Genomic DNA, 26,778 nt, shown 5'->3' with positions numbered 1-26,778 from the left:
CCGCGGCGCGCGCGATCGTCCGGCGCGCGCGTCACCTCGGCTCGTACGTCGCGACGATGTTGCCGTTCTGGAAGGTGCGCTCGGAGACGCGGCGGAGCGCGATGGGGCGGTCGAGGCCCTCGAAGAGGGTGCGGCCAGCGCCGAGCAGGATCGGCACGATGACGAACGTGTAGCCGTCGATGAGCCCGGCCCGCGCGAGCTGCGCCACGATCGTGCCGCTCCCCATCACCAGGATCGGCTCGCCGCTGCCCTGCTTCATCGCGGCGATCCGCTCCACCAGGTCGCCGCGGAGCAGGGAGGCGTTCGTCCAGCCGACCTGCTCGAGCGTGCGCGAGACGACGAGCTTCTCCAGCCGGGACATGCCCTCGGCGACCTCGGGCATCTGCTGGCGCGCGGCCTCGGTGGTCCAGAAGCCCGCCATCAGCTCGTAGGTCTTGCGGCCAAAGAGCAGCGTGCCCCGGCCGCCCTTCGCGTTCTCGGCGGAGAAGCGCGCCCACTCGGGATCCCCCGCGGAGGACGCGTGAGCCCAGCTCATGTCGCCCCGCGCATCGACGAAGTAGCCGTCCAGCGAGACGTTCTCGAACACCGTCAGCCTTCTCATCGCAACCTCCTCGCGCGACCTCGTTGGAAGATCGTAGTCCTAAATTAGGACTGGACGGTCCTGAAGTCAAACTCCATCGTGTGCGCATGCGTAGCTACCAGGATCCGTGCGGGATCGCGCGCGCCCTCGACCGCGTGGGAGAGCGGTGGGCGCTCCTCGTCGTGCGCGAGCTCCTCCTCGGCCCGCGGCGCTTCACCGATCTGCGCGCCGGGCTCCCGTCCGCCAGCCCCAACGTGCTGTCGCAGCGGCTGCGGGAGCTGGAGGACGCCGGCGTGGTGCAGCGGCGCGCGCTCCCGCCGCCCGCCGCGGCGACGGTCTACGAGCTCACGCCCCGGGGGCGCGAGCTCGAGGCGGTGCTCGTGTCGCTGGCCCGCTGGGGGAGTCGGGCGGTCCCTCGGCCGCAGGGCGAGCTCAGCCCGAGCGCGCTGATGATCGCGCTCCGCACCACGTTCGACCCCGGCGCGCTCTCACGCGGGAGGCTCGCGGTCGTCCTCGACGGCGAGCCGTTCTCGGTCGAGATCGCGTGCGGCGCCCTGTCGGTGGCGCGCGGCGAGCCGGAGGCGCCCGACGCGACGATCACCGCGACCGCGCGCGCGCTCCGCGCCGTCGTCTTCGCTGGACACGAGCCGCGCGGGGTCGAGATCGCCGGCGACGCCGCCCTCGCGACGCGCTTCCTCGGCGCGTTCGCGCGCCCCGCGCCCGCCTGAGCGCGCACCGGCGGTTTCGGCGTGTTCGTCGCGCTCGCTCGCGGGGCGCGCGCTGCGTTACAGCCGGCCCACGCCGCTTCAGCCGTCGAAGCGGACGCGCGTGCCCGCCGCGGGCCGGAGCACCGGGAGGTAGCGCGAGGCCGGGAATCCGCCCTGGAGCCTCGGGCCCGAGGCCGGGAGCGCCCGCCCGAGCGCGACGAGGAACTGGACGATCTCCATCCAGGCGAGGTGATAGCCGAGGCAGAAGTGCGCGCCGCCGCCGAACTGGGCGATCTCGAGCGGCGATATCGCCTCTTTGCGGTCGAGCCAGCGCTCGGGGCGGTAGCTGTCCGGATCCGGGTAGAGCTCGGGATCGCGCGAGAGCAGGACCAGCGGGATCGCCACGTTGGTCCCTCGGGGGACGGTGCGGCCTTCGAGCTCGAAATCGGCGACGGCGCGGCGGGCGTCGTGGGGCACCGGCGGGTGGAGGCGGAGCGCCTCGCGGAACACGGCCTCTGCGAAGGGGAAGCGGCGGAGCTCCGCGGGCGAGCGTGGGAGATCCGGCGCGCTCGACGCCTCCTCGCGGAGCGCGCGCCAGATCGCGGGGCTCTCGGCGAGGTGGGCGACGCACCAGGCCATGGTCGAGGCCGAGGTCTCGTGGCCGGCGAGGAGGAGCAGGCGGAGGTTGCCCACCAGATCGTCCTCCGAGAGCGGCTCGCCGTCCTCGTCGCGCGCCGCCAGCAGCGCGGGCAGGAGCCCCTTCGCCTCGCCGCGGGCGCGCACGTCGGCGAGGATCCGGCGGATGCGCGCGTCGAGCCAGCCGCGGGCGTGGAGGCCGCGGCGCCTCGGCGAGCCTGGCACGTCGAAGGGCAGGTTGAGGATGAGGAGCATCAGATCCTCGTAGTGGCGGCGCCACTCGGGGAGCTCGTCGTCCTCGACGCCGGTGATCTTGAACATCACCTCCAGGGCCAGCTCGCGGGTCTCGCGCAGCACCAGGACGTCGCGCCGGCCGACCCAGGAGCGGACCTTGCGCTCGACGCTGGTCGCGACGATCGCGCCGACCTCCGCGGCGTCGAGGCCCTTGGGCGAGAAGGGACCGTTCATGGCGGTGCGGATGTGGCGGTGGGAGGCGCCGTCGTGGGCCATCAGCGACTGGCCGAAGAGGTGGCCGACCCCGCCTTCGGTCAGATACGAGGAGTCGACGGTCTTGCTCTTGAAGAGCGAGAAGGCGTCGTTCGAGGCGTAGATGAGCTGCCAGGCCTGGAAGCCGTGGGTCCAGAAGAACAGGGAGCCGAAGCGGCGCTGGCCCTCGCGGAGCAGGCCGAGCTCGTCGACGGCGATCGCCGGCATGTGGCCCACGACCGGGAAGCCGCCGGGGAGGACGGGGAAGCCATGCCGGGTCTGGACGCGGCGGGCGACGGGGTTGCGGCCCCGCAGGAGCGGGAGGGCGGTGGAGGAGAGGAGGCGGGGGGTGCTCATGGCGGGGGCGGGGTCGTGTTGTAGCATTGCGCTGGCGCGGATTGGGCGCCGGAATCGGCCCGGAGCGGCGTGGCTCGCGGGTCTCGCAGGAGCCCGCAACGGCTCGCTCGGCGACGAGCTACAGGAGCTCACGCACGATGCTCGGATCGCGGCTCGCGGCGAGTGTAAAACGGGATCGTAACCCGTCGTCGCGCCGCTCCGCGAGCCACCTCAGCGCGTCTTGGGCGCCGGCGCCTTCGCGCAGCAACGCGCCGTAGAGATAGACATACTCGTCTCCCAATGACGTTGCAAAGCTGATCGGGTCATCCGTATTGATCGACAGCTGTATCGCCTCCCCTTCACGACCTCGCCGGCCGGGAAGGGGCTGGAAGCGAAACGCCGGATGCGTGTCGATGACCCCCATGTCGTTGATGAGCAGGTTGCTGGTGGGGTTGGCCTCGATGGTCATCTCTCGGCGAGCGATCTCGCTCCGCAGCCAGGCGCCCGCGCGGGCGAGCATCCGGACCTCGCCCTCGCTCGCGCGAACTTCGAGCGGCTCCTGCCCGCGCGCGAACACCCCCGCGTCCGTCAGGTATCGGTGCACGAGCCGATCGACAGGATCCTCAGGGATACGCCCATGGACGAACGGATACCCGAGGCGCTGTAAAACGGAGCTCACGTGGAGCCGCTGCCGCGCAGCGCCCAGTTGGTCGAGATCCACGAGGGTGTTGAAGATCTTCTGCGCCAGGCGATGGGCCTCGGCACGCACCTGCTCGATGCGCGCGGCGTCCGCAGGCAACTCACCGGCCTTGTAGCGATCGATCTCCCACAACAGATCGTGCAGCCGCTCCTCGGCGGGCTGAACCGTCACGGAGTGATAGCGTGCCCAGAGCTCGGGATCGACCCCGGCAGCGAGCCCGTGGCCGATGCGATCGCTCGCCTCGAGGAGCCCGAACTGCAAGAGCTCGTGGATCCGGCGAACGCCCTCGACGAGGCGCCGGAAATCTTCCCCCGCGTGATAGGTGGCGCGCAGGTGGGTCACGTTCCACCGAGGACGCGCGCGCGAGAGCCTCGCCGCCGCTCGATGAGACGCGCGGCGGACTCTCATGAACGGTGGTACGAACACCCAGGTCGGCACGGACAGCTCATCGGAAGCGACGTCGATGCCGCGGAGGACGAGCAGCAGCTCCGGATGATGAGCGAGCGCCGCTTCTATCGCGGATGCCTCTTCCATGCGCGCAAACGAGAACGCGCCGAACCGGCAGCCGTGCCCCAGCTGGCGTGGGTCGGCGTTCAGCATCTTCTTTCCCGCGCGTGAACGCGACCCTTGCTTCAGGAAATGGAGGACGAGGCCGACCTCGGGTCGGCCATCGCCAGTGACCCGTGGGACCGCTGCTTCGCGGACGAGGTCGCGCACGCTCGCCCACGCCGGCTCCGGCGCCGTACGCATCTCCACCGCCGAAAGCCTGATGCCTCGGCCCGAGCAATGAACTGCCGCATCGAACCGCGCATGGTCGATGCACGCGCGCATGGGAGAGATCCGGTCGTAATGCTGCTGAAACCAGCCAAGACCTGCGGTGCCTGGCTCGACGGTGAGGTGGCGAAACGTCAGCGCTCGTATGCGCTGATACTGCCAGAATGCAGTTTCAAACCCGTCATCGCCGCGCCCCGCATCGAGCAGGTACATGAGGCCGCGTCGAGCGAAGCGCGTCTCGGGCGACGCCGCTGCGCCGCCGCTGCGGAGCCATGCGGCGGCGGGATCCGCGGCGAGCAGTTCCTCCACCGTCTTGGCCGAGGACCACTTCGACGGGCCCAGCAGGTGGCGATGCACCGAGGCCATAACCGCTGCGGAGGGCGACGGAGCCGCATGGATCGTCGCGCGGAGCGCCTGCACGCACGCGCGCTTGAAGTCATGTGGACCAGCGGGCCAGGCAGCGCGCGGCGCGATCTGGGTCGCGAGCGGGCCGTCGGGGTCGTCGACGAAGTCTCGGAACGAGGACGGATGGCCGAGGCGATCTCGGCGCCACAAGAAGCTCACCAGGAGGAGCCGCGTCACGGAGGCGGCTTGCAACATCCTCAGGAACTGATCGACCGTTCCGAAGGGGGGCTCTCCGCCGCGGGCGAGCTTCTTTCGATCCAGCGGATGGCGCGACAGGGCGGTCATCAGCCCGATCCAGACGAAGTGAAACGACACCGCGGCGCCCACATGCAAATGCGTGTCGGCAACGCCTTCTTGGAGCAGCCTCGCGACGTGTGGGGTCGAGGTGTCGACGTGGTCCGACGCCGGGTCGGTCGGCATATCCACAGAGCGAGCCGCGACGAGGAGATCGGCGGGTAAGAGCAGCGAGAGCCAGCGGAAGTGAGCGAGCGGCACGTCTATGGTCGGCTCGGTGCGAAGGGCGACGTGGCCGCCACGATGCGTCAGATGCCGCTCTGCAAGGCGGACCAGGTAGTCCGCCATGCTGACGGGTCGTGCTTCCTTGCCAAACCACGCGAGGTCGCGCACCTGCCGCAGCGAGTCGAGAGAATGGCCGCGGGCACGGAGCCGGATCCAGGCTTCGAGCTCGTCGGCGAGGCGTTGCGTCGGCCCGTCGAGAACGAGGGATGGGGTCTTGCGGAGCGCGAGGACGGCTTGTCGGTGCGATGCCTCCGACGCCAATGGGAAAGCCTCGCAGGCGGCACAGAGATAGGCGAAATCGACGGGGCCGGGCATGGCTCACGGACCGGAGGAGGCGTCGGGAGGCGTCTTGGGGCGAAGCGGCTCCTCGATGAGGACGGTCCAGGGGTGATCCGGGAAGGCGCCGTCGGCAGTGTTCGCACTCATGATTCTTCTTAATGTCGGCGGCATCGACTCGATCCAGTCACGGCGAAGTCTAGCGAGCTGTTCACGACGCTGATCCAGATCGGGTATACCCGCGAGGATGTTCTCGGCTACGGCACCGCTCAACCCGGACTCCGGGGCCGCAAGGAGTCCAATTCTGTCGAGCCATTCGTAAAATATGCGACGATGCAGAAACGGCGTATTCTGATCGCTCTTCCTCCGCCGGAACCATTCCCGGACTCTCGCTCGCCACTCCGTCGGGTCGGACTCGATCCTGAATTCCAGATGTTCTAGATCGCATCGCTCTAGGCTCATGTGGTCGATGGTGGTGACGTACCAGTACGCAGCGGAGTCACCAAAGACCTCGGTGCTGCTACCGGTGTCGGCAGCTTCTTGGGCGAGCGAGGCGACCCTTGGCACCACCTTGTCGTTCCATGCATCAATCAGGCGCTCCCAATCCAGGAACGTCGGCCACGCTGGTGCGGGCCACGGACATGGGATGTTCAAAGCTTGCGACAAAACCCCTCCCCCGAGCGGCCACCATGCGCGCAGAGGTGATATATCGTGTCCCTTCGTATCGCTCTCGATATCCCACACCATGCGTAGGACGGCGAGAATGGGTAGACCTACATTCTTGCCCAAAGACCAAAGGAGCTGCCCACGGGACAATCGAAGCATCATCTTGCCGGCGTCGCTCGAATCCAAGAGCAAACACTCAGTCGAATCCGCCTGGAGCACCGGATGCCCCGATTCTGCGAAGGCCTTCTCGCTATTTAACTCCAGCTTCCCGAGGTAGGATACCGCCTCTTTCAAGGCCGCGGAGGCGTCCTGCGTCACGACGCGCCAGAGCCTTTCGATCGCAGGAAGACCTGTATGTCCACGCTGTTTTGCCAGCTCTTCGAGAACATTCTTCAAGCGCTCGATCGTTCCGACGGGCGCGCTTCGCAGCTCTTGCCTGCGGCTCGGCGTCAGGTAGGAGAGCAGTGTCCCCGCCGAGCGTTCGCCCGGCACGGAGATCTGGTCCATTCGATTCAGAAGCGCTCGGAACGTGACGTCGGCGTCGCGTTCCACCATCGTGAGCCACGCGTATTCAGGCAACCTCCTCTTAATTATGCTCAGATCTCGCTCGACCAGCTTCGTCCCGTTCTCATCGAGCATATCGTGAGAGGGAGAAACGGTTCCAGCGTACGCCTTCCGAATCCGCGACCGCCGCCGTTCCATCAACATTGCGCGAAGCACGTCCCATCGTTCCTGCGTGAACAGCGCGCGCACCGCGTTTATCCAGGCGTTGGCGTCGTCCACGTCGAGGCCCGACTCAGGGGTCGCGAGCAGGGGGGCATCCAGGAGCGCCCAACCCTTCGTCGCAGCATCGGCATTCGGGTCCTGGAGAATAGCGCTCAATTGCTCCGCGCGGCTGCGCCATGGTTCGTTGCCGGTATGAGGCTCGGCCCCGAGCACCGAGTCGAGATAGGCCAGCGCTAACGCCGCCACGTTGTGTGTCTTCGCCCGCATCAGGTCGTTCAGCTGCCGAGACCAACGGTCGGCGAACGCAATATAGTCCAAGAACCTCGTCCATTGTGGCAATGGCCACGGGACCCAGGGCAGTTCGTCTCCCAAGCGCACGAGGACGGCGCCGAACTCGCTCGTTTCGATCGAAGGCGGGACCAGCGAGATCACGTGCCGGTTTTCCGGATTCGAACCGAGATCGAGCAAGGGAACGACGCAAGCCGCAAGAGCCTCGGGCACGAGCGCCCCGCCGGGCCCGTACACCGCGAGGTGCCATTCGCGTGCCACCTCGAAGCGCGTCTTTTCCGGCTCGCCGAACGGATGCATGCGTGTGGAGAACCGGAACTTGTTGGCGACATCCAGCCGGACGACGACCCGACGCTCGTCGTCCTCTGTCACCCAAGCCTCGAACTGCGGTATCGGCCATGCCTCATGGCTCGCGGAGGTCCACAGGTAGTGTAAGACTCGCGCCTCAACGACTCCATCCTCGATCGATTGGCCGCGATTGTAGATACCGCCGACCCAGAGCGCGAAGTCCTGCAAAGGCCGAAGCCGCCCGGGAAGCGCTGCCTTCAGGCCGGGATACCGTTCGAACAGCGCCCTCACGCGGGAGATGCGCTCCATCTCGACGGGCTTCGTTCTAGCCTCGAACCATCGTTCGAGCAGCGAATGTCGCTCGTGCACCCGCAGCGCCTTCAGCTCGAGGCGATGAAGCGGCGGGACGACTTTGTCGTAGATGTCTCTCGGCAAAGCCCGAACCAGGCGCTCCGCGGAGGCATCCACCTTTTGCCAAGTGCCCGTGAGCTCTCGCTCTGTTCGTAACTGAAGCGCGGCCAAGAACAGATTGGTATCGCCGGTCAACAGAAACACCACGCGTGGGTGCCAGAGCGTGCGTACGATGTCCAGAAGCTCTGACGACCTCGACACGTTCATGTCGGCGTCGTCGATGGCCATGACGAAAAGCGGCGGCTTATCTCGTGGCAATCGCCCCACATGCGCGTAGTCCGCCACGAGCGCGTCGATGAACCGCCGGAAGCTGGAGATGACGTCGAGCCTCTGCTCCTCCGCTTGCTCCAGCTCCACCGCATACGTCTCGGGGTCCGAGCGCGCTCGCCTCCCCTCGAGCGAGCCATCCCAGCCCGCCGCCGCAGCCTGCAAGAAGCTCCGCCATTCGGTCGCGCTCTTCAGGCCCTCTGGCTCGGCCGCGTGCCACGGCGCGCGCGCGCCGTCATGGCCCGTCGACATCTCGATCGCTTCGACGATGCGCTTGAACCGCGTCGCCACATAGACTAGCAGATTGGCGGCTTGCGGCAACGGCTGCAAATCGAGCAGCCCCACGGGGACGATCCTGCCGAGCGGCGCGAGCGCCTCTTGGAGCTCCTTGTCCGGCGCGCCATCGATACCCACCCGGGCTCCCTCGTGACGAACGCCGAAGCTCCATACGGCGATATGGGTGACGAGCAATGCGGTCTTCCCCGAACCTCGCCCGCCATCCAGGAGAACGACGTGATTCCTCCGCGTTGCATCGATAGGCGGCAGAAATCGTTCAGGGCCCTTCTGAGGCACCATGGGCGAGAAGGGCAGGTCCCCTAGGTCTCGCACGAGCTTGCCGACGCGTTTCGTCGCCTCCCTTTGCTCCTCGGTCATCTCGGCCCATGTGAGCGGCCGGGCTTCGGGACGAGGTTCGATCGAGTCGAGGCTCTCCGGGGTCAGCATCGCCGCCAGGGTAGGAGAAAAGCCAGAAGGAGGTCAACGCGTCGCCTTCCCTCGCGCTGGACTTCCTTCTCCCAGCCCTGCTCGCCCCGTGAGTCGCCCGCCCGGCCGTCGCCGCGGCCGGCGGCACGTCAACGCCCTGCGAATCCGCGGCGGGCCAACCGAAGCGCCGCCACGGCCCCGGCCGCGCGTCGGGCGACCGCACGGCGGCCCCAAGCTCGACCGTTGGTGCGCTCCTTGCTGAAGCCCCGGTCCCCCCAGGAGGCCATCTCATGACCGATCGCAAAGACCCTGCGAAGTCATCATCCAAAGATCCGGCGCCGGCCGAAAAAGGCGCCGGCAGCGCGAAGCAATCGATGGGCGGACCGTCCGCGAAGCCGCGGGCGGCGCGGCCCAAACGCAGCCTCCTCGAGCGCGCGGCGACCGCGCTCGGCAGCGGGACCAGCAGCGACGACGCGGGGGTGCGCAACCTCGCGGCCGCCGACCGCCTCGACGCGAAGGTCGACGCCACCGAAGCGCTCGTCGCCGCGATCCCCGAGAACGTGAACAAACCCGCCGAGTACGCGCTACGCGGCAAAGTGCCACAGCCGCCGCAAGGTGCCACAGCGAAGCCCGAGAACCTCGACGCGACCGCGAGCACGATCACCGAAAGCAACGAGTCCGAGAAGAACGGCGCCAAGGCGGCGCCCGGCGAGAACCTGAACCAGGGGCCGCTGCAGAAGCACCGGGCCGACTCGCTCGGCCGGGCCCTGACGACGAACCAGGGCGTGCCCGTCGGCGACAACCAGAACTCGCTGCGCGCGGGGCTGCGCGGCCCGACGCTGCTCGAAGACTTCATCCTGCGCGAGAAGATCACGCACTTCGACCACGAGCGCATCCCCGAGCGCGTGGTGCACGCGCGCGGCTCGGGCGCGCACGGCTACTTCGAGTGCACCGAGGACATCACCGCGCTCACCAAGGCCGCGCCCTTCGCGAAGGTCGGCAAGCGGACTCCGGTGTTCGTGCGCTTCTCGACCGTGGCGGGCGAGCGCGGCAGCGCCGATACCGTGCGCGACACGCGCGGCTTCGCCGTGAAGTTCTACACCGACGAGGGCAACTGGGACCTGGTCGGCAACAACATGCCGGTCTTCTTCATCCAGGACCCGATGAAGTTCCCCGACGTGGTTCACGCCGTGAAGCCCGAGCCGCACCACCAGATGCCGCAGGCCTCGAGCGCGCACGACACCTTCTGGGACTTCATCTCGCTCATGCCCGAGTCGACGCACCACATCATGTGGCAGATGAGCGACCGGGCGATCCCGCGCAGCTTCCGCACGATGCAGGGCTTCGGCGTGCACACCTTCCGGCTCGTCAACGAGGCCGGCCAGGCGACGCTCGTGAAATTCCACTGGACGCCCGTGCTCGGCACGCACTCGCTCGACTGGGACGAGGCGGTGAAGATCGCGGGCGCCGACCCCGACTTCCACCGCCGCGACCTCTGGGAGGCCATCGAGGGCGGCGCGTTCCCCGAGTACCTCTTGCAGATCCAGACGTTCACCGAGGAAGAGGCGGAGAAGTGGAGCTTCGACGTGCTCGACGCGACAAAGATCGTGCCGGAGGAGCTCGTGCCCCTGCGCACCGTCGGCCGGCTCGTCCTGAACCGCAACCCCGACAACTTCTTCGCCGAGACCGAGCAGGTCGCGTTCTGCACGCAGCACGTCGTCCCCGGCATCGACTTCACGAACGACCCCCTGCTGCAGGGGCGCAACTTCTCGTACCTCGACACGCAGCTCTCGCGCCTCGGCGGGCCGAACTTCCACGAGATCCCGATCAACACGCCGGTCGCCCAGGTTCATAACAACCAGCGCGACGGGTTCCACCGCCAGACGATCAACCGCGGCCGCGTGAACTACGAGCCCAACTCGCTCGCCGGCGGCTGCCCCTTCCAGGCCGGCGCGCGCGGCTTCGCCTCGGTCGCCGAGCGGCTCCTGGCGCAGCAGGCCGCGACCGCGCCGACGAAGCTGCGCGGCAAGCCCGAGAAGTTCGCCGACCACTACACGCAGGCGCGCCTCTTCTGGGCGAGCCAGACGCCCGTCGAGCGCGAGCACATCGCGCGCGCCTTCCGCTTCGAGCTGACGCGCGTGCAGACGCAGGCCGTCCGCGAGCGCGTGGTCCGGATGATTCGGAACGTCGACGAGGCGCTGGCCGCGCGCGTCGCGGCCGACCTCGGCATGCCGCTCCCCGAGCCGCTCCCGGTGGCCGTGCCGCCCGTCGAGAACCCCGAGGTCGCGGTGTCGCCGCCCCTGTCGCTGTTCGCCCGGCCGGGCGACGGCCGCATCCTCGGCCGCCGCGTCGCGCTCCTCGTCGCCGACGGCGTGAGCGGCGCGGCGGCGGGCGCCCTCTACGACGCGCTGCTGACGGCGGGCGCGGTGCCCCGCTACGTCGGCGAGCGCCTCGGCGTGGTGCGCACCGCCGAGGGCGACGAGCTGCCGGTCGAGGTCACGTTCGAGACCGCCCCGAGCGTCCTCTTCGACGCGGCGGCGCTGCCGACCGGCGCGAACGCGGCGGCGCTGGCGCGCGACGGGCTCGCGGTCGAGTTCGTCCAGCTCCAGTACCGCCACTGCAAGCCCCTGCTCGTGCCCGCGTCGGCCGCGCAGCTCGCCGCGGCCGCGGGCGTGAAGGCCGCCGCGGCCGGCGCGGACAACGACCCGGGCCTGCTCGTCCTGCCCGACGACGCGGTGGCCGAGGCGGCCCCGGCGTTCATCAAGGCGATCGCCATCCACCGCGCGTGGCAGCGCCAGACCGAGCCGCCGGCGGTCTGACCCCGGCGCGCCCGCGCCGAGAACATCCTCGGCGCCCGGGCGATACCGCCGTTCGAACCTCACCTCGCCAGCGTCGGCAGCGCCCGGTTCGGCGGCCTACTCGAGCGGAGCCTCGCATACTCCGAAGACGCGCTGCTTGTACCGCCGTCCCGAATCGAGGTCGACCTGCCGCCAGTCGAGGACCTGCCCGCCCTCATCGAGGAACAGCTCGGCCCCACGCGGGTACTCCTGCCCCCCGACGATCGACGGCGAGGCGAGCACCACGACGCTCGGACGGCCATCAGGGTAGACCCAGGCGTGAAGCTCGGCGGAGCACGGGAGCCCGCCGACCAGCTGATCCGCCTCCAGCCGCTGCGAGCGCTCGAGCAGCCGCCCGGCCTCGTCGAGCGTGACCCGCGCACGGGCCGGGACCGGCACGCCCGTGAACTCGTGGTCGGTGGCGAGGGTGGCGTTCAGAAGAGCGCCGCTCTCGTGAAGGTATACGATGCCGGAGGCGCAGGCCACGCCCCCGATGACCACCGGCCGGGAGAGCGAGGCGAGCCGGAGCCGGCCGCTGGAGAAGAACACCACGTCGCAGCCGCCGGCGCACGGAAGTCCCTGGATGTCGGTGTCGCGGGCAAGGGTCGCGTCGTGGATTGAGCCGTCGGGGAACAGCTCCGCGCCCTCATCCAGGACCTCGATGCCGCTTACCACCATCCGCGCCTCGCCTCCTGCCGCCGAACACCGCAATCAGCGATGCTGCACGACATATCTTCGCGCCCTCGCATGTAAGCCGCGAAGCGTGGCGCCTATCCCCGTATTCTCGGCGTGGTCAGTCCTCTCGACCGCTGACCGCGGCATCCGCGTGGAGCGCCTTGAACCCCGACCCTCCCCATGTGCGGCCCCCACGCATGGTGGCAAGATAGCGTAGCCGACGTCTGCCCCGCCTTGTCAAGGAGGGCCCACCGCTCGGTAGTGGTCAACTTTGTCCAGAGAGAGTCCACATGAAGGCGGGAAGGCGGGAAGATCATTAAGGTTTTCTTCCCGCCTTCCCGCCTTCATGTTCAAATTTGACCACTACTCACCTCTCCGTGGGACCGCGCTCACCGCGGCTGGGGCATCCGCTGCAGGTGCGGCACGCCCGCGACGGAGCCTGCCAGCACGCGGGCGTGCCGCCGCACCTCGCCGGCGCCGAGCGGCCCTCCGTGACCCAGGTGGAAGGTCTGCACCCCCTCGTCGACCAGCCGCTCCAGCGCGACGCCGACGGCGCGCGGGTCCAGCTCGAAGGGGGGCCGGATCGCATGGCCCAGCCGCGCCAGCCCGCCCAGCATCACCCCCGAGGCGACAAGATCCCCGACAAGCGCCTCGCGCGACTCGAGGACGACCGAGAGCGAGCCCCGGGTGTGCCCGGGCGTGTGGCGCACGCTGCCTGCGACCCCGTAGGGAGCCAGGTCGAGCGTCTCGTCGCCGGACAGCACGAGGTCGGGCGCGACGGGGGCGTAGCGCTCGTGCACGAGCGGGGCACGGACGAACACGCGACCGAACCAACCGGTCGGGCAGAAGGTCATCGGGGCACGCCCGTTGAGGTGCTCGACCTCGGCCTCGTGGGCGACGACGAGCGCTCCGGATCGCTCGCGCAGGGCGGCGGCGCTCCCGGCGTGGTCGACGTGGGCGTGCGTGACCACGATCAACTTCAGGTCGGACCAGCCGCGGCCCGCGCGGGCCAGCGCCTCGCCCACCTTGGGCGCCGCTTCCGGCACGCCGGCATCGACCAGCACGCAACCCGCAGCGCCGACGAGCAGGTGCGCGTTGACCATCCGAAAGGGTAAAATGGGCACGCGAATGATCTGGACCGCAGACATGATGTTCCTCCGGGGCCGAACGTCTGGCCCCAGCGTGCGGCGCCGCGGCGGGCGGCGCCTGGCCGGATCCGACGCGGCGGGTGGTCCACGATGGAACTGACCCACCTGGCGGCGCCTCCGGACGCGATGCTCGAGCGCGCGGTGCGGACCGGCCCGGGCGAGCTGCTCTGGCTCGGCGCCGAGCCGTTCGAGGTCCGCTGCGAGCCCGCGCGGGCCACGGGGCTGCTCAAGATCGTCGCCGTGGCCGAGGGCGAGGGGGTCATCGCGCAGGGCGGCCGCCGGACCCTCCTGCGCGAGGGGATGTTCGCCTGGGTCCAGTCGGACGCCCCCTTCGAGCTCTCGATGAGCCGGGGGCGGCGGCTGCTGCTGCGGCTGCCGGTCTCGGTGGTGCAGCAGCGGCACCCCGGGGTCGACCTCCGGACGGCGGTCGCGCGCGGTGAAGAGCACGCAGGCGAGCGGGTCGTGGCGGGGCTCCTGCGCCAGATCCTGCGCGAGGGCTCGTCGCTGTCGGAGCGCGACTGCGCGGCGGCCGTCGGCGTGGTGCTCGAGGCGATCGGAATGTGCGGCCGCGCGCCCGAGCTCTCGCGGACCCGGGTCGAGCGGGCGCTGGCGGAGATCGAGCTGCGCCTCGGCGACCCGGCGCTCCAGCCGGCGGACATCGCGCGGGCGCAGGGGGTGAGCCGCCGCTATCTCGACGGCGCGATGGCCGAGCAGCTCGGCAGCTCGCTGGCCGCGCACATCCGGCGGCGCCGCCTCGAGCGGGCGGCGAGCGAGCTCGCGACCCGCCAGGACGACGCGGTGTTCGAGATCGCCGCGCGCTGGGGCTTCCGCGACACGAGCCACTTCACGCGCCTGTTCCGGGGACACTTCGCCACGACGCCCGCGGCCTACCGGCGCGCGGCGCAGGAGCGGCCGGGCGACGCGCGGCCGGGGGCGCTGCGGCCCCGTCAAGGCATCGGGATGACCAAGGTGGTGACGGAGAAGGCGGGGGCCGTGACCACCAAGCGATAGTCTTCGATCGCGATGTCGGGGAGCCGCTCGAGGTCCTCCGTGCGCGAGGTGCGGTGCGCTTCCGCCGCGGGGCCGACCGTGGGGAGCCGCGTGAGATCGAGCGTGTAGCCGCGGCTCGCGTCGCGATCGCCGTTGCGGACCACGAGCGTGAGAGCGCGCCCGTCGGCGCTGACCGCGGCCACCATGTCCTCGCTGTCGACCTCGACGAAGGTCGCGCCGGGCCGGATGTACCGGCTGAAGCCGGCGTGCATGTAAAAGCGCTTGATGGGCGCGTAGGACTGCTCGCGGTCGTTCAGCGTGAAGCTCGCCCAGCTGCGCGACGGATCGCCCGACTGCCAATCCACCCAGGCCTCCGGCTGCAGCTCGCGCAGATCCCGGATGATGCGCTCCGCCATGAACAGCGCCGCGTCGGTGTCGTCGCTCAGGTTCTGCCCGAGGGGCCCCGACTCCGATTGCCACAGACGCTTGCCGAGCCGGGTCGCCAGCTGCCGGAGCTCCTTGCGCTGGCTGCCCGCGTAGGAGTGGACGTTGATCTGCTGGAGAGCGGCGAGCGTCTCCGCGCCGAACGCGCCGATGTTCCGGACGGCATCATCCATGCTGTTCTCGTCCGATGCGCTGACCACCGTCTCGTCGAGGCCCTTGCTGGCGAGCTGCGCGGCCACCTCTCGGATGATCTTCTCCTGGCTCGCCCGGTCGAAGTGGCAACCTTCCTGGGAGCCGTCCGACTTCCACCAGTTTGCGTAAGGCTCGTTCAGCGGCTCCAGCGTGCGAAAGGCGATCCCGTGCTCGTCCCTGTAATGACGCACGACCTCCGTGAGGTAGTGGGCGAAGTCGTCGTAGTGGTCGGCCTTGAGGTTGTCTCCGCCGCCCCTGCTGCCCGAGGCGCAGCCGCTGCTCGTCATCCAGTACGGGGGCGAGTTGGAGAACGCCTCGAAGATCAGGTCCGCTCCGCGCTCCGCGATGCGCAGGAGGATGGCGCGCTGGTTCTCGTCGTTCTCCCACGTGAAGGTCCCGTCGGCGCCCTGGAACCCCGGCATCTCGCGGTGCTCCTTCATGTGCTCGTGGGACGGGTTCTCCCCGCCACCGATGTTGTAGCGGAAGATGTTGTAGCCGAGCCCGCTCACCGGATCGACGACCGCTTCGACGACCGCGTTGCGCTTGGCTTCCTCCCATCCGCCAACGTGATGGGCCCACCAGCACAGGCTCGTGCCCCAGCCCTCGAACGATTGGTGGAGCACGCCCGTGTCGATCCTGACGAGCTCCGTGCCCGGCGCGGCGGTCACCGTGGGGCGTGGCTCGCTCGGTGAGCCCCCGCTCCCGCCCACGGCCCCCGTGCCGCCGGTGCTGCTCGGCGATCCGCCCCCCGAGCCCGCGGTCGATCCGCCGCCCGAGCCCGCGGTCGCGCTGCCTGCGCTTCCCCCCTGGCCGCCGCTCCCCGCCGCCGCGGCGTCCACGGAAGGGCCCGGATCGCTCGGGGAGCACGACACGGCCACGGTGAGCGCGGCGAACGACGCGACGATAGCTTGAAGTTTCATGGAGGTGCGTGCGGTTGCGGTGAGCGCGGTCTCGCTCACGACGGCGTGATGCCACTTCAGCGAGGCGCGGGCGGATCCCCACGGCCTCAGGAGCTTCTCATGAGCGAGTCTCGTCGAACGGGCAGCGTCTTTGCACTCGAAAAGTGCCTTCTGCAGAGAGGGCATGGCGCTCGGGGCGCAAGATTGCAACGAGCTTTCACCCAGTCGTACGCCGCGTGGCAGCGCTGCCAGCGCGCCGCTCCGGTCAGCGCCTCCGCTCCTTCGCGATCGACCCGCCGCTTCGCGGGCCCGGCGGGCTGCGCCCGCCCTCGCCCACGTGCACGGGAGCAGGGAGCTCGCCGAGGTGGAGGCGCGAGCCTCCATCGCCCTGCCGATGGAGGAGGCTGCCGCCTCCATCGCCTGGCGAGCGGCGATCAGCCCATGGCCCGCGTCGCAAACTTGCGCCGCGAGATCGTTGAACACGCAGGAGCGCTCGGCGGGATCGCCGTAGGCATGCTCCCTGCTCCTTGGTCGGGCGCGGTCTGACAGGCAGGCATACCAAGGGGAGTCGCACCATGAAGATTGCTGCGTATCATGTCGGTCTCGGTCTCATCACCTTCTCGAGCGTCATGGGCTGCGTGGCGGCGGAGGACGGCAGCTTCGGCGAGGAAGACACGGCGGAGAGCGCCGAGGCGCTCGGAGGAAACCCTGACCCCTGCGCGATGGGGCTCGACCCGAACTTCACCAGCCCGCAGCTCACCGCGGTCGGAGCAAGCGAGGATTACGCCCGCTCCTACCAGTGGATCGACAGCATCTGTCCGGCCGGCGGGCTGGATCGAGCGACGACGATCGTGGATTTCCCCGTGCCCAACTACTACCAGCACCAGTCCCCGGAGACGTACCGCTTCGACGTGGCGCCGACCTTCTGGGGCTCCTCTTCCACCTCGTGGAGCAACGCTTCGCAGGCGATGAGCGACTGTGAGAACACCAAGATGGCGACGCGCATGCAGCGCTGGGACTGGGCCACGAACAAGTTCGTGGAGCTCACGTTCAAGGAGCAGGCGGGCGCGTGGGTCTGGGACAACCCACTGGCCGGCCGCGGGCACTGCTCGACTCCGACGTTCACCTACTACCACGAGAATTACGGGACTGCGCAGCAGGTCGCCACGAGCAAGTACCGCGTCCGCACCTGGGCCAAGCAGTCCGACGGCTCCCACGCGACCGTCTGGATCACGGGGACGCACACCGCCCTGTAGCCCTGCGGCGCGGCCGCTCCGGTCGGGCCCGAGCAGGACGCCGCCGCCCCGCCCCGACGACCCATGAGCGGCCGGCGGCACGCGGTGCGGCTGCACACATGGGAAACCCCTGACGGGCAAAGACCATCGCAACTGCATACCTGGGGTTAACCCTGACATGTAAAGACTGCAGCGACTGCACGCGTGGCAAAACCCTGACGGGTAAACACCGTACGTTGTCTCGTGCTCCAGCTCAGCTCGCCAGCCGCGATTCAGGCGCTACGCTGTTGATTGGATCAATGGTGATGCCGCAGCCGCGCCGAGGGCGAGCTCAGCAGAACCATGGCCTTCCATGACATGGCGGCGACGGCCGCCCGCGGAGGAGCAAAGCGATGACAAGGAACTTGGTGTTGGTGTTGGCGTGCGCGGCTGCCGCGCTGAGCAGCGCGTCGTGCGGTGGGACGGACAAGGGCGACGAGGGTACCGACAGAAGCGATACGGGCGGCGGCGAGACCGGCGGCGGCGACACGTCGGAGACCGGCGCGCAGCCGGCGTCCGGCCAGTTCTCCGTCGACGCGCAGGGCGGGACCTTCACCGCGGAGGACGGCTTCACGATCGAGGTGCCGGCGGGCGCGGTGAGCGAGGAGACGGTGATCACCGTCGAGCGCGTCGACGACGCCCCCGAGGGCGCGGTGGGGCCCCTGTACGTCCTCGGCCCGGAGGGCCAGACGTTCGACAAGCCGATCACGCTCACGCTGCCGATCACCGTCGCGCTCAAGGCGGAGCTGGGCGAAGACACGGTCCTCGGCGCCTATGGCTTCACCGCGCAGGAGGGCTCGAACGCGTTCGCGCCGCTCGCGCGACACGACGTCTCCAGGGACAGCGTCATCACGGAGACCGACCGCCTCTCCAGCGTTTACCCGGGGATGCCCCTGCCGACCGCGATGGCGAGCCAGCACCGCTACCCGAGCGCGCTCGCCGCCGACGGGTCCTTCCTCTACTTCGCGAGCGGCGGCACCGAGGACGTCGCCACCGGGGACAACAACGACGGCTTCATCTACCGCGTGAAGCCGGGCGCCGACGCGGCGGAGGCGATGATCCCCGCCGATCCGGATCCAAAGTCGCTGTGGGTCAACGACTCCCACGTGTACTGGGCGAGCGGCGGCGACGATGATCCGGTGATCCCCTCCGCGCTCCGGCGCGTCGACAAGGCGAGCCAGGAGGTGGAGACCCTCGTCGAGGTCGGCTATGTCGTGAGCGTCATCGGCGACGCGTCGGCCCTCTACTTCGGCGACGGCTTCGGCGAGAAGATCTACACGATGCCGCTCGACGGCGGCGAGCCCGTCGTCCTCGCGGAAGGCGCCGGGAATCCCGAGCACCTCGCGCAGGACGCAGAGAACATCTACTGGACCGGCGGCTCCGCGACCAACAAGGTCTACAAGGTGGCGAAGTCGGGCGGGGAGGTGACCGTCATCGCCGAGAACGAGGCCGAGCCAACCGGGATCGCGGTGGACGCCGCGTTCGTCTACTGGGCGAATGTCGGCGACGGCGGCGTGTTCAAGGCGCCCATCGGCGGTGGGCAGAAGACGCTGGTCTATCAGGGGGTCTCGATGGCGGGGCTCGCCCTCCGGGGCTCGACGCTGTTCTCGACGGACACGGGCGGGAACCGCAGCGTCAACGCGCACGATCTCGAGAGCCACCGGACCGTCGTGCTCGCGCTCGGACAGCCCGTCGCCTGGCGCGTCCTCGCCCCGGAAGGCCAGGGCGTGTTCTGGTCCAACGCCGGCGACTATCGCTACCAGGGTCAAGTCGTGTCCTATCACGCCCCTTGATCGCCCCCGTCCGGACGGCGACCGCGAGCGCGCGCCAGCAGGGGCGACCCCGACGTACGCGCCTCGCGCATCATTTCTGCCTGTAATATTCCAACGCCACGGTCACCGCCGGCAGGCGCGGGCCCCAACAGGACGACGCCGCGGACGCCACGTTCCGCTGACGCTATCCCCGATTTCGCCCAGAGCGGCCCGGGGAACCGCGGCGCCACCATTTCCTACTTGATCCGCCGTCATGGACGGAAGAGGGAGCCGGCGCTCGCTCCGGCCGGGAGCGATCGAGAGGACCATCACCCGTGGATGCATTGTCGTATCAGTCGCTCGTGACGGGCGCCGTCGCGCTCGTGGTCGCACGCACCTTCTACGTGCGCGTCAAGAAGGCCCCCGAAGGCAACGAGACGATGGCGCGCATCGCGCGCTACGTCCGCGAGGGGGCGATGGCCTTCCTCGCGCGCGAGTACAAGGTGCTCGCCGTCTACGCCGCCGTCGTCTTCGCGCTCCTGGCCGCGACGCTCGGGCTCCTCGCCGCGGGCGCCTTCGCCGCCGGCGCGTTCCTGTCGCTCATCGCCGGCTTCTTCGGCATGAAGGCCGCGACGTACGCCAACGTCCGCACGGCCGAGGCCGCCCGCGCGCACGGCAAGCCCACCGCGCTCGTCACCGCGCTCGACGGCGGCGCCGTCATGGGCCTCTGCGTCGCGGGGCTCGGCCTCATCGGCCTCGGCGGCATCTACGCCCTGTTCCGCAACCACGAGCACCTCGCGACCATCGTCCACTCGTTCGCGGTCGGGGCGAGCTCGATCGCGCTCTTCGCCCGCATCGGCGGCGGCATCTACACGAAGGCCGCCGACGTCGGCGCCGACATCGTCGGCAAGGTCGAGGCGAACATCCCCGAGGACGACCCGCGCAACCCGGGCGTCATCGCCGACAACGTCGGCGACAACGTCGGCGACATCGCGGGCATGGGCGCCGACATCTACGAGAGCTACGTGGCCGCGGTCGTCGCCGCGATCGCGCTCGGCCTCACGATGCCGATCGCCAAGCTGCAGCAGCTCGCGCCGTCGGCGGGCGAGGTGGAGCTCCGCGCCATGGCCGTGTCGCTGCCGCTGCTCCTCGCGACGATCGGCCTCGCGGTGTCGGTCGTCGGCATCTTCATCACGCGCGCGCTCAAGAACCTGCCCCCGGCCCGGGTGCTGCGCCTCGCGCTCATCGTCCCGCCGTTCCTCGTCGTGCTCGCGGCGGCCGCCATCCTCCCGGGGCTCGGCTTCAGCTCCGGCGCGGTCGTCACCCTCGCGGCCGGCGCGGCGGGCGGCGCCATCGTCGGCCTCGTGACCGACTACTACACGTCGATGGGCCCCATCCACAAGGTGGCCCAGAGCTCGCTCACCGGCCCCGGCACCAACGTCATCCGCGGCATCGCCGTCGGCCTCGAGAGCGTCGCGATCCCCCTCGTGACCCTCGTCGCCGTGGGCTGGATCTCGAACCACTACCTCGGCCTCTACGGCATCGCGCTCGCCGCGGTCGGCATGCTCGCGGGCACCGCGATCGTCATGACCGTCGACGCGTACGGCCCGATCGCCGACAACGGCGGCGGCATCTCCGAGATGGCCGGCCTCGGCAAGGAGGTCCGCGCGATCACCGACGAGCTCGACGCGGTCGGCAACACCACCGCGGCCGTCGGCAAGGGCTTCGCGATCGGCTCGGCGGTGCTCACCGTCGTCGCGCTGTTCGCCGCGTTCAACATGGAGGTCGACGCGGTCCGTCGCGCGAAGGGGCTCCCGGAGCTCGTGCTCTACCTGACGGACGCGAAGGTCCTCATGGGGCTCCTCTTCGGCGCCCTCCTCCCCTGCCTCGTCGGCGCGCTGACGATGACCGCCGTCGGCCGCGCGGCCGGCTCGATCGTCGAGGAGATCCGCCGTCAGTTCCGCGAGATCCCCGGCCTGCTCGAGGGCAAGCCGGGCGTCGACCCGCAGCCGAAGGTCATCGTCGACATCGCCACGTCGGCCGCCATCCGCGAGATGATCGCGCCCGGCGCCATCGCGGTGCTCGCGCCGGTCGTCGTCGGCTTCGTGGCCGGCCCCGAGGTCCTCGCGGGCACGCTGGCCGGCGCGCTCGTCGTCGGCGCGGTGCTCTCGCTGATGATGGCGAACGGCGGCGGCGCCTGGGACAACGCCAAGAAGCACATCGAGAAGGGCGGCCTCGACGGCCACGCGAAGGGCTCCGACGCCCACAAGGCCGCCGTCGTCGGCGACACCGTCGGCGATCCCTTCAAGGACACGTCCGGCCCCGGCATCTCGATCCTCATCAAGGTGATGGGCGTCGTGTCGCTCCTCATCGCCCCGCTCATCGCCTGAGCGGACGCGCCGCCGCGACGCTCCTATCCGCGTCGTCCTCGCCCTGCCTCACGGGCCGAATCTCCTCGGCCGACGACATCGCTTCAGCGCTGCAGATGGCCGTTGAGCCGCTCGGGGTGATGGCGTAAACGTCATCATCCCGACTCGACAGGTCTCATGAGGATCAGCCGCCGTTCGCAGGTGCCGCCGTTCGCGGTCATGGAGGTGCTCGCCGCCGCCAACGCGCGGCGCGCGGCGGGCGAGCCGGTGATCAGCCTGTGCGCGGGCCAGCCGGGCTCCGGGGCGCCCGCCGTCGTGCGCGCGCGGGCGGCCGCGCTCCTCGCGGACGGCGACCTCGGGTACACCGAGGCGCTCGGCATCCCGGCGCTGCGCCGCGCGCTCGCGGAGCACTACGGCCGCTGGTACGGCGTGGACCTCGACCCGTCGCGCGTCGCCCTCACCACCGGGTCGTCGGGCGGGTTCCTGCTCGCGTTCCTCGCGGCGTTCGAGCCGGGCGACCGCGTGGCGCTCGCGCGCCCGGGCTACCCGGCGTACCGGAACATCCTCCGCTCCCTCGGGGTGGAGGCGGTCGAGCTGCCGTGCGGCCCGGAGAGCCGCTTCCAGCCGACCACGTCGCAGCTCGCGGCCGCGCACGACGGCGGGAAGCTCGACGGCCTGATCCTGGCGAGCCCGGCGAACCCGACGGGCACGATGATCGACGCCGCGGAGCTCGACGCGATCGCGCGCTGGTGCGCGGAGCATGGCGTCCGGCTGGTGAGCGACGAGATCTATCACGGCCTCACGTACGGCGCGTGGGCCGGGCGCCAGGCGACGGCGGCGCGCTACGGCGACGCGGGCGCCGTCGTCGTCTCGAGCTTCTCGAAGTACTGGGCCATGACGGGGTGGCGCCTGGGGTGGCTCGTGCTCCCGCCGAAGCTCGTCGCGCCGGTCGACGCGCTGGCGGGGAACCTCGCGCTGTGCCCGCCCGCCCTGGCGCAGCACGCGGCGCTCGCGGCCCTGACCCCGGAGGCGTACGCCGAGGCGGACCGGCTGGTGGAGGGCTACGCGGCGGCGCGCGACCTGCTGCTGCGACGGCTACCCGAGCTCGGCTGGAAGGTCGCGCCGCCCGACGGCGCCTTCTACCTGTACGCCGACGTCGGCACGGACGACTCGGTCGCGTGGTGCGAGCGGCTGCTCGCCGACACGGGCGTGGCGCTCACGCCGGGCACGGACTTCGACGGCGAAGGTGGCGCGCGGTGCGTCCGGCTGTCCTTCGCGGCCCCGGTCGAGCAGGTCGACGAGGCGGTGACGCGGATCGTCGCCTGGCAGCGCGCGCGGTGACCGACGCGCGACATCGGCGGCCTGCCTCGCGACCGCGTCAGCCGCCCTCCGGCATGAGCACGGCGAGCGCCGTATCGATGAACGCTCGCAGCTTCGCCTGCGTCTGCGCGCGGGCGGGGAAATAGAGGTAGAACCCGGGCCCCGTCGGCGCGCGGCGCTCGAGCGCCGTCGCGAGCGCCCCGCTCGCCAGGTCCTCCGCGACGGCGAGATCGAACACGTACGCGAGCCCGAGCCCCTCGCGCGCCAGGGACACCGCCAGATGGGCGTCGTTGACCGTGAGCGCGCCGGGAGCGTGCACGGCGACCTCGCGGTGATCGCGCACGAACTCCCAGCGATAGAGCGCGGCGCTCTGGAATCGGTACCGGATGCACGTGTGCGCGAGCAGATCCTCGGGCTCCTCGGGGCGGCCGTGGGCCGCGAAGTACGCCGGCGCGCCGACCACGAGCCAGCGGAGATCGCGCGTGAGGCGCACGGCGGTCATGTCCTGGGCGAGGCCGTCGCCGAGCCGCACGCCGGCGTCGAAGCCGGCGTCGGCGAGATCGACGAAGGCGTCGTTCACCGAGATCTCGACGGCCACGTCGGGGTAGGCGCGGCGGAAGCGCGGGAGCACCGGCTCGACCACGACGGGCACGGCCGTCCGAGGGACTGTGAGGCGGAGCAGCCCCGCAGGCCGGCTCCGGAGCTCGTCGAGCGCCTCGAGCGCAGCGCCGATCTCACCGGCCGCGGGCGCGAGGCGCTCGTGGAGCCGCTCGCCGGCCTCGGTGAGCCCCACGTGGCGCGTCGTGCGCGAGAAGAGCGGCAGGCCGACGCGGCGTTCGAGCGCGCGGATCGCCTGGCTCACGGCGCCCGTGGTCACGCCGAGCTCCGCGGCGGCGGCGCGGAAGCTCCGGTGCCTCGCCACGGTGAGGAAGACGGTCAGCCCTTCGAAGCGGTCCGCCGCGCGGTTCATGGCTCGATTGTATAGCAGCGCTCATCGGTCCGTTTCGCGCGGCGGGCCTACCGGTCGCGGCGGGGCGGGCGCATCTAGCCTGTGCGCGGCGGGGCATGCCGCCCTGCTCGACGGTCGGATGATTTGGAGAACACGAGCCCACGGGCTCCTACGATGAGGAGAAGCGGCATGGCCATCACACTGGTGAACCCCAGCGGGTTGCCGAAGATCGAGGCGTACCGACAGGTGTCGATCGCCACCGGGTCGAGACTGGTGTTCATCGCGGGCCAGGTCGCCTGGGACGCCGAAGGGCGCACGGTCGGCGTGGGCGACTTCGCCGCTCAGGTCGAGCAGTGCTATCTCAACGTCGCCACCGCCCTGGCGGCGGTCGGCGGCACCTTCAACGACGTGGCGAAGCTGACCATCTACGCCGTCGGCTGGACTCCCGACAAGATGCCCTTGTTGCTCGCGGGGATCGCTCGGGCGGCCGCGAAGCTGGGCGTGGTCCCGGTCCCGCCGGGCACGCTGCTGGGCATCAGCGCGCTCTCCGACCCCGATCACCTGGTCGAAGTCGAGGTCACCGCGGTCCTCGACTGAGCGCGGGACGGTGCGGCGGCGCGGACGGGAAACCCCTCACGGAACCAGCAACGCACCTCGGCGGCGCGGCGTTAGTTACGCCGGGCCGGACAGCAGAGCGCAGCGTCGTCGCTGGCTTGAGTGAGCCCCCTCGGCGGAGCGGCCGCGGTCATCGGAATCGCTATTTCCCCCCCAGCTTGCATCGGAGCCAGGTCAAGAACTTGAGACTCGCGCATGGATCTGGCGGAGCTTCGGTCCTGGGATGCGGGACATCTGTTGAGGGCCCAGACGCAACCGGACTCTCGGCGTTTCTCAGGCAATCCGCACGTAAAGACCCCTTGATGCTTGCACACGGCCCCGGCGCGGCTTCGGTATTGGCACGTGGACTGTCCGTTGAACGCCCTGGTGCAGGCGGAGCTGCGGAGCTCCTCAGGCAGCTCACGCGTAGAAACCCTTTGAGGCCCGCGCACGGATCCGGCGCGGTTTCGAGCTTGCGACGCTGGCCATTGGCTGCAGGTGCACGCCCAGTTGCACGCCACGCTTCGCAGCGCTGGCGTTCCAGGAACTTGAAACCCGCACACGGGTTCCATGGGGCTTCGGGCCTGGAATGTGGTGCATCAACCGATCGCGCCGGCTCAGGCGTCCGCGGTAGCCCAGGCGTCCGCTCTGGCTCAGTAGCCGGCACAGCTGCATCAGGCGGGCTCGCGGACGCCGAGCCCGCAGCTGCGGGGAACGCCGTCGCCGCCCCCTGGTCCACACTCCCGTGCGGCTGATGTACCCGCTCCATCAGTTCGTCTGGTTTGATTTCGACCACGGGTTCTGCCGCGGCCTGCTCCGGGGTCGGGATGAGCAGACCTCGCCCCACGACCACGAGCGCCAGCGCGAGAGCAACACCAAAGGAGGCCACCCCTACGACCCCCCAGTTGCCACGTCCTCGTGCCTCGTTCGCCCTGGGGGAATCGTGGCCATACACCGTGGCCAGGACACGCGACCTCCAGCCGGCGGGCGGTTTGACCGGCTGTCGTGCGGATGGCAGTGCGGCGATAAGGTTCACGTATGCCCGGTAGGCATCCTGGCAAGGCGCGCACGACGTGACGTGCTCGTCCAGCGCTCCGCCCCGCTCGAGCAGCAGGACGATGTCCCTTCCGAAGCGATCGCAGCCCGTCACAATCGAACTCCTTTCGCCTCCAGACACCGGCGCAGCGCCGGCATGGCTCGCGCCACGCGGGCCTGGAGTGTCGCTGGACGCTCTCGACACACCTGCGCCATCTGCTCGTAGGTGAACCCCTCCTGGTAGCGCAGGAGGACCGCGATGCGCACATGAGGACTCAGTTTTCCTAAGCAAGCGTCGATTTCCGACGCGAGCGAGCTGCGGACGAGCCTTTCCTCGCTGTTCGGCGCTGGATCCGGTTCTTCCGGCATGGAATCGCAGAAAATGAATCGCTTGAGCCAGCGCCGACTCACCTTGAGGGCGTCAAGGCACCGGTGATGAGCGATCGTGTAGAGCCATGGACGGAACGACGTTCCGGAGAATGTCTCGATGTCCCGGAAGGCCTGTACGAAAACGGACTGGTGGACGTCGTCGGCCATCGTCGCGCTGCGGACCACGTTGTAACAGTACCGGTATAGCGCGTCGCCGTACGCCTCCATCAAAATTGCTAGAGCCGCCGCCCGGTCGTGTCGCTCGAGCGCGTTCAATGCCCGCCGATCCACCCCGATCTCGGCAGAGTCCAGGCCCAGCTGGCCGCTGCCCGACGTTGCATCACCCAGCTTTCTGCTGCGCGCCATTCTCCACACGCATAGGCGACACAGGTGCGGTGACTGCAACAAAAATTTCGATCACGACACGCAACCCGTTAGAATTGTTTAGGAAACAAAGAGACCCGTCGGTTCGCTGTCGTGCAGGGACTAGGCGGGGCGCTCTGGTCGGTGCGGGCTCTCGGAGCGCTTGCCCGGTGCTCCACGGAGCTCCGGACCAACCACGAAGGTTACTCATGTTCACCGATGATAAGACAACTCCTGGCCGCATCATCGCTTCCGTCGTGGGCGTACGAGCTCCTGGCCTGCTCAGCGCTGCATGTCATATATCAAAGCGCTGGCGTCATATCCATCATGTCTCTTGAGAAGGAGGTCGCATGGCGCTCACATCCACGATCAACGTTTATCACCCCGACGGCTCGCCGTGTCGAAGGGTCCGGGTCGTGCTCGGCTTCCAATTTGGGGGGATGACAAAGGAGTCCCATACTGACGATCATGGTCGGGCTCAGATCACGCACAGCTCGACAGGTAATGCGACCGTCTACGTCTCCGGAAAGAACGTCGGGTCGTTTCACGCACCGGGGGCTACGACAGTCACCTACCGATAACGGGCACGGAGCGATCGTGCTTGCTGCGTGTGAGCAAAATTTGGCTTGCTCGGTCGATGTGCGATTAGGCGGTGGGAACCTGCCCCCGTCCGGCGGAACGGGCACGTCCGGCCGACCTGGCAGTTCGGGTCGTGGTGGCGGGTGGCCGGGATTGGGGAGGCATGGGCGCCGAGGCCCCAACGTGAAGTCAAGCGAAGGGACGCCGTCGCTCGTGAGCCGCA

The 26,778-nt window shown here is 69.7% G+C and carries 17 protein-coding genes; 8 read left to right on the top strand and 9 right to left on the bottom strand.

Annotated features, from left to right (window positions below; translation table 11 throughout):
- Window positions 1–31 precede the first annotated feature (31 nt).
- Window positions 32–601 (bottom strand): dihydrofolate reductase family protein, encoded by a 570-nt coding sequence (locus WMF26_RS06740; protein WP_437999638.1) that lies wholly within the window; start codon window positions 599–601, stop codon window positions 32–34.
- Window positions 602–687: 86 nt separating this feature from the next.
- On the opposite strand from WMF26_RS06740, the gene WMF26_RS06735 reads away from it, so the two are divergent.
- Window positions 688–1,308 carry a winged helix-turn-helix transcriptional regulator gene (locus tag WMF26_RS06735; protein ID WP_437999637.1) on the top strand — a complete coding sequence of 207 codons (621 nt, stop codon included), beginning with the start codon at window positions 688–690 and terminating at the stop codon, window positions 1,306–1,308.
- A gap of 78 nt (window positions 1,309–1,386) precedes the next feature.
- On the opposite strand, the gene WMF26_RS06730 is transcribed toward WMF26_RS06735, so the two are convergent.
- From WMF26_RS06730 to WMF26_RS06720, 3 genes are all read right to left on the bottom strand, one after another.
- The gene (locus tag WMF26_RS06730; protein ID WP_437999636.1) at window positions 1,387–2,766 is read right to left on the bottom strand and encodes a cytochrome P450; all 1,380 of its coding nucleotides are present in this window, start codon (window positions 2,764–2,766) and stop codon (window positions 1,387–1,389) included.
- A 118-nt stretch (window positions 2,767–2,884) separates the two neighbouring features.
- Window positions 2,885–5,458 carry a hypothetical protein gene (locus tag WMF26_RS06725; RefSeq protein ID WP_437999635.1) on the bottom strand — a complete coding sequence of 858 codons (2,574 nt, stop codon included), beginning with the start codon at window positions 5,456–5,458 and terminating at the stop codon, window positions 2,885–2,887.
- 3 nt (window positions 5,459–5,461) lie between these two features.
- On the bottom strand, window positions 5,462–8,788 hold the full coding sequence (locus tag WMF26_RS06720) for a hypothetical protein (RefSeq protein WP_437999634.1): 3,327 nt from the start codon (window positions 8,786–8,788) through the stop codon (window positions 5,462–5,464).
- A 269-nt stretch (window positions 8,789–9,057) separates the two neighbouring features.
- Between WMF26_RS06720 and WMF26_RS06715 the strand changes: the two genes are divergently transcribed.
- Window positions 9,058–11,586 (top strand): catalase, encoded by a 2,529-nt coding sequence (locus WMF26_RS06715; RefSeq protein ID WP_437999633.1) that lies wholly within the window; start codon window positions 9,058–9,060, stop codon window positions 11,584–11,586.
- Window positions 11,587–11,682: 96 nt separating this feature from the next.
- On the opposite strand, the gene WMF26_RS06710 is transcribed toward WMF26_RS06715, so the two are convergent.
- Together WMF26_RS06710 and WMF26_RS06705 are read right to left on the bottom strand one after the other, a co-directional pair.
- A complete protein-coding gene (locus tag WMF26_RS06710) occupies window positions 11,683–12,282 on the bottom strand; it encodes a hypothetical protein (RefSeq protein ID WP_437999632.1) in 600 nt (199 codons plus the stop codon).
- Between the two features lie 386 nt (window positions 12,283–12,668).
- Window positions 12,669–13,427, bottom strand: a complete 759-nt coding sequence (locus tag WMF26_RS06705; RefSeq protein WP_437945305.1) for an MBL fold metallo-hydrolase — start codon at window positions 13,425–13,427, stop codon at window positions 12,669–12,671.
- Between the two features lie 90 nt (window positions 13,428–13,517).
- Here WMF26_RS06705 and WMF26_RS06700 point away from each other — a divergent pair, with 90 nt between their 5' ends.
- Complete coding sequence (locus WMF26_RS06700) at window positions 13,518–14,438, top strand: helix-turn-helix transcriptional regulator (RefSeq protein ID WP_437999631.1); 921 nt, start codon at window positions 13,518–13,520, stop codon at window positions 14,436–14,438.
- On the opposite strand, the gene WMF26_RS06695 is transcribed toward WMF26_RS06700, so the two are convergent.
- The gene (locus WMF26_RS06695; RefSeq protein ID WP_437999630.1) at window positions 14,375–15,973 is read right to left on the bottom strand and encodes a glycoside hydrolase family 30 protein; all 1,599 of its coding nucleotides are present in this window, start codon (window positions 15,971–15,973) and stop codon (window positions 14,375–14,377) included. The two genes, WMF26_RS06700 and WMF26_RS06695, sit on opposite strands and share 64 nt — an antisense overlap.
- A 554-nt stretch (window positions 15,974–16,527) precedes the next feature.
- Here WMF26_RS06695 and WMF26_RS06690 point away from each other — a divergent pair.
- The 4 genes from WMF26_RS06690 to WMF26_RS06675 all read left to right on the top strand — a co-directional run bounded on the left by WMF26_RS06690 (window position 16,528) and on the right by WMF26_RS06675 (window position 22,687).
- Complete coding sequence (locus tag WMF26_RS06690) at window positions 16,528–17,208, top strand: hypothetical protein (RefSeq protein ID WP_437999629.1); 681 nt, start codon at window positions 16,528–16,530, stop codon at window positions 17,206–17,208.
- Between the two features lie 371 nt (window positions 17,209–17,579).
- On the top strand, window positions 17,580–19,019 hold the full coding sequence (locus tag WMF26_RS06685) for a DUF5050 domain-containing protein (RefSeq protein WP_437999628.1): 1,440 nt from the start codon (window positions 17,580–17,582) through the stop codon (window positions 19,017–19,019).
- A gap of 293 nt (window positions 19,020–19,312) precedes the next feature.
- Window positions 19,313–21,367: a sodium-translocating pyrophosphatase gene (locus tag WMF26_RS06680; RefSeq protein ID WP_437999627.1), complete on the top strand. Its 2,055-nt coding sequence runs from the start codon at window positions 19,313–19,315 to the stop codon at window positions 21,365–21,367.
- Window positions 21,368–21,523: 156 nt separating this feature from the next.
- Window positions 21,524–22,687 carry a pyridoxal phosphate-dependent aminotransferase gene (locus WMF26_RS06675; RefSeq protein WP_437999626.1) on the top strand — a complete coding sequence of 388 codons (1,164 nt, stop codon included), beginning with the start codon at window positions 21,524–21,526 and terminating at the stop codon, window positions 22,685–22,687.
- A 37-nt stretch (window positions 22,688–22,724) separates the two neighbouring features.
- Here the strand turns inward: WMF26_RS06675 and WMF26_RS06670 are convergent, their stop codons facing one another.
- Window positions 22,725–23,636, bottom strand: coding sequence for a LysR family transcriptional regulator (locus WMF26_RS06670; protein WP_020733298.1), 912 nt, complete (start codon window positions 23,634–23,636; stop codon window positions 22,725–22,727).
- Between the two features lie 168 nt (window positions 23,637–23,804).
- On the opposite strand from WMF26_RS06670, the gene WMF26_RS06665 reads away from it, so the two are divergent.
- On the top strand, window positions 23,805–24,212 hold the full coding sequence (locus WMF26_RS06665; RefSeq protein WP_437999625.1) for a RidA family protein: 408 nt from the start codon (window positions 23,805–23,807) through the stop codon (window positions 24,210–24,212).
- 1,143 nt (window positions 24,213–25,355) lie between these two features.
- Here WMF26_RS06665 and WMF26_RS06660 read toward each other — a convergent pair.
- Entirely contained in the window at window positions 25,356–25,979 is a 624-nt protein-coding gene (locus WMF26_RS06660) for an RNA polymerase sigma factor (RefSeq protein WP_437999624.1), read from the bottom strand.
- Window positions 25,980–26,778: the final 799 nt, after the last annotated feature.

It is taken from the genome of Sorangium sp. So ce185 (assembly GCF_051526825.1).
In the GTDB taxonomy this organism is placed as follows: Bacteria; Myxococcota_A; Polyangia; order Polyangiales; family Polyangiaceae; genus Sorangium; species Sorangium cellulosum_D.
The sequence above is the reverse complement of the archived record's forward strand: the minus strand, read 5'-3'. Positions and strand labels throughout refer to the sequence as shown.